Below are 5407 nucleotides of genomic sequence, written 5' to 3' on the forward strand. Positions count from 1 at the left end.
CCAATCCGAATCCGGGTCAGGTCGCAGCACCATCGACACTGCGCAAAGCATGGTCAAGCCACCAATAATATAAGGAAATATCCGGGGACCGACCGGATCCGACATAAAGCTGGTCCGGATGGTCGTCGCGCTGAGGATATACCCCAGCGCGATGATCATCATGGCCAGACCAAAAATCCGGTCGCCGCGCATTACTGGATGACCCCGATTTCTTTCGAAAGCTCAACAGTTTGTGCAATCACACCGTCAACCCAGTTCTGGAAATCCGGGCCGACCTTGGTAAACGGTGCAAGCCCGTTTTCGGTCATCGCGGTTTTCCACTGCTCGCTGTCTGCAACGGCTTGTAGCCGGGTCGCCCAGGTGTTGAACTCCTCATCCGAGATGCCTTTGGGCACATAGGCGCCGCGCCAGTTGACGGCAACCACGTCATAGCCCTGCTCTTTCGCGGTGGGGATATCGTCAAAGCCCGGCACCCGTTCATCCGTCAGCACGGCCAGAACCCGCACGTCACCCGATTTCACGAAGCCGACGATTTCCGACATGTCGCCGGTCATCGCCTGCGTGAAGCCACCGATGGTCTGGGTGATCGCATCGGCGCCACCATCGACACCGATATACTTGATCTTGGTGATGTCATTGAAACCTGCGGCCTTCATGATCTGCAAGGGCTTCATGTGGTCAAAGCCACCGACAGCCGACCCGCCTGCAAACGCGACCGAGGACGGATCGGCCTTGATCGCTTCCACCATGTCTTTCAGGTTTTTGAACGGGCTGTCCTTGGCGACAACGATCACGCCGGGATCGGCACCGATGGCACCGACGAAACGCACCTGATCGGCGGTCATGCCGGCAAAGGCGTTCTGCGCCAGACGGGTCGTGGTGGCCGAGGATGCCGCGACAATCAGATCGGCGTCGGTATTGTGATCTGCGACAACAGCGGCAAAAGCCACACCGCCGCCACCACCCGCCATGTTGGTCACCTGCATCGGTGCGTCAATTGCCTTGATCTCATACATGATGTTTGCGATCTGGCGGCAGGTGAAATCCCAACCGCCGCCGGGGTTTGCCGGTGCGATACATTCGGTCGCGAAAGACGCACCTGCGGTCATCGCTGACAGAATGGCACTGGTTCCCAGCACCTTGAGCATGGTCATTTTCATTGAGTGTCCTCCCAGACATGTTCATGCGATAGGGTCGCGTATCTGCGCGCCCCTTGCAAGCCAGACGATTCCCGTCAAAGCTGACACTAACCTGTCACGCGCCTATGGGAACAGAATAATCATGCGATTTCTGCTGGTCGAAGACAGCCCAGATCTGGCCCGTTCGGTCCGTGACCTGCTGGCGCTGGACGGGCATGGCGTCGATTGGGCGGCGACCTTGGCCGAGGCGGAAGATTGCCTTGCCGCCGCCGCTTACGATTTGATTTTGCTGGATATCATGTTGCCGGATGGCGATGGCCGTCGCTTCTTGCAAGCGCGCCGCCGTGCCGGGAATGATACGCCGGTGATCGTGATGACGGCGCGCGCGGCGGTGTCGGACCGGGTGGATGTGCTGGACAGCGGCGCCGACGATTATATCACCAAACCCTTTGATGTCGCTGAACTGGAGGCGCGGGTGCGGGCCGTGCTGCGCCGTCGGGGCGGGGCAGCGCAAACCGTGCGCAGCTATGCCGACCTGTCGTTCAACCCGCTGACCGCCACTGTCACCATTCAGGGAGAGGCGCGGGATTTGCGCAACCGGGAATTGCGGCTGTTCGAAATTCTGCTGAACGCGCCTGACCGGATCTTCAGCAAGGACCAGCTTTGCGACCGGTTGTTTTCCTATGCCGAAACGGTCAGTGACAACGCGATTGAGGTTTATGTCGGACGTTTGCGCAAGAAACTTGCCGGTTCCGCCGCGCGGATCGAGACCGTGCGCGGGCTTGGCTACCGGTTGACTTGTGAATGAAACGGGTTTGCGCATGAACCGAACCGGCGGCTCACTTCGGGCGCGGTTGGTGTTGCAGCTTGTCGCGGTGGCAGCGGTGCTGGCAGTGATGCTCTATTTCACCGTCCGCTCCACCGCTGACCGCGCGGCGGAGGCAACACAGGATGCGATTCTCGGGGCCGCGACCACCTCCATCGCCGAGCAGTTGCGCGCGGGCGAAGTGGGGGTGGAAGTTGATCTCGCCTATGCCACCTTTTCCATGCTGGGCGCGATGGGGCAAGAAAGCCTGTTTTACCGCATTGATATCGCAGGAAAAACGGTGACAGGCTATGATGATATGCCGCTTCCGGCGACGGTGCCTATTTCACTCGCGCCGGTGTTCTTCACCAGTGCGTATCTGGGAAGTGAATTGCGGATCGCCGCCGTTGCGCGCAGCATCGTGATCGGTAAGACACTGGTTCCGGTGCTGGTTATGGTTGGCCAGACCCGGCAAGGTCAGGCAGCGATTGCTGATCGGCTTGCGAATCGCGCTGCTTTGCTTGGCCTCGGCTTCTTCGTGCTTGCAGTGCCGCTGTCACTGCTTTCGGCGGGATCGGTGTTCAACCCGATCAACCGCTTGGCGGAAGCGGTGAGGCGACGCGGGCCGCGTGATCTGCGCCCGGTGCGCGACCCGACGCCGCGCGAACTTGCGCCTCTGGTCGCGGCACTCAACGGGTTTGTCGCGCGTTTGCGTGGGGCATTGTCGCAAACCGAAACCTTCATCGCTGAGGCCGCACATCACATCCGCACCCCGCTGTCGACCGTCCGCACCCAGGGAGAGATCGCGTTGCGCCAATCCACCGATGAAGCCACACGCACCCGTCTGCGCGCGATGATCCGCGGGGTGGAAGAAAGCGCGCGCTCCGCCAGCCAGCTTCTGGATCACGCCATGGTGCTCTATCGGTCCGACCAGTTGGAACGGGAGGCGGTGGACCTGTCGCAGATTGCGCGCAATGTCGCGCGCGCTTTCGCGCCGACCGCAGAATTGAAAGAGGTTGTTCTGGTGGTGAAAGGGGATGAGGGCCCGATGCTGGTGCAAGGCGACCCGCTGCTGATCGAAAGCGCGTTGCGCAATCTGGTCGACAATGCGATCAAATATTCAGCCGAGGAAACCGCGGTAGCGCTGACGCTGAGCCAGGCGGAGGGTATGGTGACTTTAACGGTTCAGGATCAGGGACGCGGATTGTCCGGGGCGGGTCTGGCCGAGCTTTCGCGCCGCTTTACCCGTGGCGGCAATGTGGCCGATGTTGTCGGCTCCGGTCTGGGGTTGACCATCGTGACGGAAGTGGCGGCAGCACTTGGGGGGCGGTTCGTCTTGACCGAACCGGAACAGGGGGGCACATGCGCCAGCTTATCCTTGCCGCAAGCCTGATCCTGCACACAGCCCTCCACGCTTGTATCGCGGCGGCCTTCGAGGTGGAGGACAGCCGCGTGTTCGGCGCAGGCTCCGGCCCCGAAATTTCGGTGCTGTCGACGACGGACACTGATTTCGTCGCACCTTTGATTGCCGCGTTTCTGCTGGAAAGACCAGAATTGCGTTTGCGTTATGTCGTCGCCTCCAGCCAGGAAGTGTACCGCGCCATCCATGACGAAGGTGCTGCGTTTGATCTGGTGATTTCTTCGGCGATGGATTTGCAGATGAAACTCGCGAATGACGGTTTCGCGGCGGGCTATGCTTCGGGCGCGGTGGCCGGCCTGCCGGATTGGGCGCGCTGGCAGGATCGCCTGTTCGGCTTTGCTTTGGAGCCAGTGGTCTTGCTTGCCTCGCGCCGCGCGATGGCGGGGTTGGAGATGCCGCGCACCCGTCGGGATCTGATCGACCTGTTGCGCGCCGATCCCGGCCGCTTCAACGGCAAGATCGCGACCTATGATCCGCATGTCTCCGGCGCGGGTTACCTGTTCGCCACGCAGGACGCGCGGCAAACCGATGCGTTCTGGCGGTTGGCAGAGGTGATGGGGCGACTGAATGCGCGACTTTACTGCTGTTCGGGTGATATGATTGACGATCTGGCAGCGGGTCGGGTGGCGCTGGCCTATAATGTGGTGGGCAGCTATGCGATGACCCGTTTACCGCAAGCGCCCGACATCGAGGTGATCGAGCCGGAGGATTTTACCCTCGCCTTGTTGCGGACCGCCTTCATCCCGGTGGTGGCAAAGCAGCCTGATCTGGGAGGCGCGCTGCTCGATTTCATGCTCGGGGTGCGGGGACGGGCATTGATTGATGGGGTTGCGGGGTTGCCACCGATGGACAAGGCCGCACTAAAGCCGCATCTGCGCCCGATCCGGCTTGATCCGGGCTTGCTGGTCTATCTTGACCGGATCAAGCGGCAGAATTTCCTGGCGGAATGGGATGCGGCGATGGTGCAGCCGTGAGGGAATTGCTGTCGGTTCGACCGGGCCAGGGGGGCGCGGCCCCCCTCTGCGTCTTGCGACGCATTCACCCCTCGGGATATTTTCGAACAGATGATGTCAGGGGTGCGGCTGTTGGTCAGCGCATCGCGGGTGCCGTCAGATTTGCCATCAAGCGGAAAGCACCCGTGACCAGTGCTTCCATTTGCAGATGCAGGATCAGCGCGCAGTGGTGATGCTGGCCCTTGCCGATTTGGGCAGACAGCAGCGCGCCGCGCTGTGGCGCTTCGCCGGGGTCGGCCATTTCCAGCAACGGTTGATAGGCGGCATCCCAGCTTTTTGCGTAATAGAGGCCGCGCTCCTTGACCCATCCTTGCCAGTCGGCGGCGGTGATCCGGTTCGGATGGTTCAGCACAGGATGGGCGGGCAACAGATGGATAACGTCCGCCGTCTCATCCGTGACGCGGAAGCGCAGCGAGGGTTTGCCGATTTCCAACCGCCGGGGCGGTGTGGCTGCCGGATCCCAGTTGTCCCAAGGGCGGTGGTAGAGGCTTAGCAGCGTGCCGCCTTTGGCGATCCATTGATGCACAGCGGGCATCAGCGCAGGCAGGGATGGGCGGAAGCGCAGGGCGAAGATGCCGAGGACCACGGAGTCGAAATCGGTGAGGGTGGTTTCGGTCAGTTCCTCGTCGTTCAGGGATGTGACATCCGCCCCCATCGCGCTGAGCCAATGATCCACGCGGTCATGGCCGGTGCCGATATAGGCGATGCGGGCGGGAGCAAGGGCGACATCGGCCACGCGCAGGTGCAGGGTTGCCGGGGCGCTACAGATCAGCGGGCCAGTATGAGGGTGGTCAATGCGGGTGACGGTTTGGGCGGCGCTGCCATTGACAGTGATGGGCAACGCCACCAACCCCGCCGTTGGCGCATCGGGGGTCAGCGTGGCGCCTTTCGGGGTGGATTGCAGCGTCCAGCCCTCGGGTGCGTCGATCCGTGCGCCGGGTGACAGGCGGAGTGCGATGGGGCGCGGGGCTGCGAGGTTGTGAAACGCGTGGCGTGGCGCGATGGAGGCGGTCGGTTTCGGCCCGATCAG

Annotated in this window: 5 protein-coding genes and 1 pseudogene; 3 read left to right on the top strand and 3 right to left on the bottom strand. The window is 62.0% G+C overall.

All coding sequences use genetic code 11. The features are described from left to right. Both L0H65_RS13535 and L0H65_RS13540 read right to left on the bottom strand, forming a co-directional pair. Positions 1–192 (bottom strand): tripartite tricarboxylate transporter TctB family protein (locus L0H65_RS13535; protein WP_367651999.1); only part of this gene is annotated, 192 nt, incomplete at its 3' end. Beyond that, on the bottom strand, positions 192–1160 hold the full coding sequence (locus L0H65_RS13540; protein ID WP_301459578.1) for a tripartite tricarboxylate transporter substrate binding protein: 969 nt from the start codon (positions 1158–1160) through the stop codon (positions 192–194). The genes L0H65_RS13535 and L0H65_RS13540, both read right to left, overlap by 1 nt. Before the next feature lie 121 nt (positions 1161–1281). Between L0H65_RS13540 and L0H65_RS13545 the strand changes: the two genes are divergently transcribed. The 3 genes from L0H65_RS13545 to L0H65_RS13555 are packed head-to-tail and all read left to right on the top strand — an operon-like array spanning position 1282 to position 4338. Beyond that, positions 1282–1947 carry a response regulator transcription factor gene (locus tag L0H65_RS13545; protein WP_301459579.1) on the top strand — a complete coding sequence of 222 codons (666 nt, stop codon included), beginning with the start codon at positions 1282–1284 and terminating at the stop codon, positions 1945–1947. 13 nt (positions 1948–1960) lie between these two features. Then, on the top strand, positions 1961–3337 hold the full coding sequence (locus L0H65_RS13550; protein ID WP_301459580.1) for a sensor histidine kinase: 1377 nt from the start codon (positions 1961–1963) through the stop codon (positions 3335–3337). Next, positions 3307–4338, top strand: coding sequence for an ABC transporter substrate-binding protein (locus L0H65_RS13555; RefSeq protein WP_301459581.1), 1032 nt, complete (start codon positions 3307–3309; stop codon positions 4336–4338). The genes L0H65_RS13550 and L0H65_RS13555 overlap by 31 nt, the downstream gene beginning before the upstream one ends. A gap of 115 nt (positions 4339–4453) precedes the next feature. Here L0H65_RS13555 and L0H65_RS13560 read toward each other — a convergent pair. Continuing rightward, positions 4454–5407 (bottom strand): annotated as a pseudogene (locus L0H65_RS13560) (PIG-L family deacetylase); the annotation flags it as partial.

It is taken from the genome of Pseudorhodobacter sp., from assembly GCF_030452865.1.
Classification (GTDB): Bacteria; Pseudomonadota; Alphaproteobacteria; order Rhodobacterales; family Rhodobacteraceae; genus Pseudorhodobacter.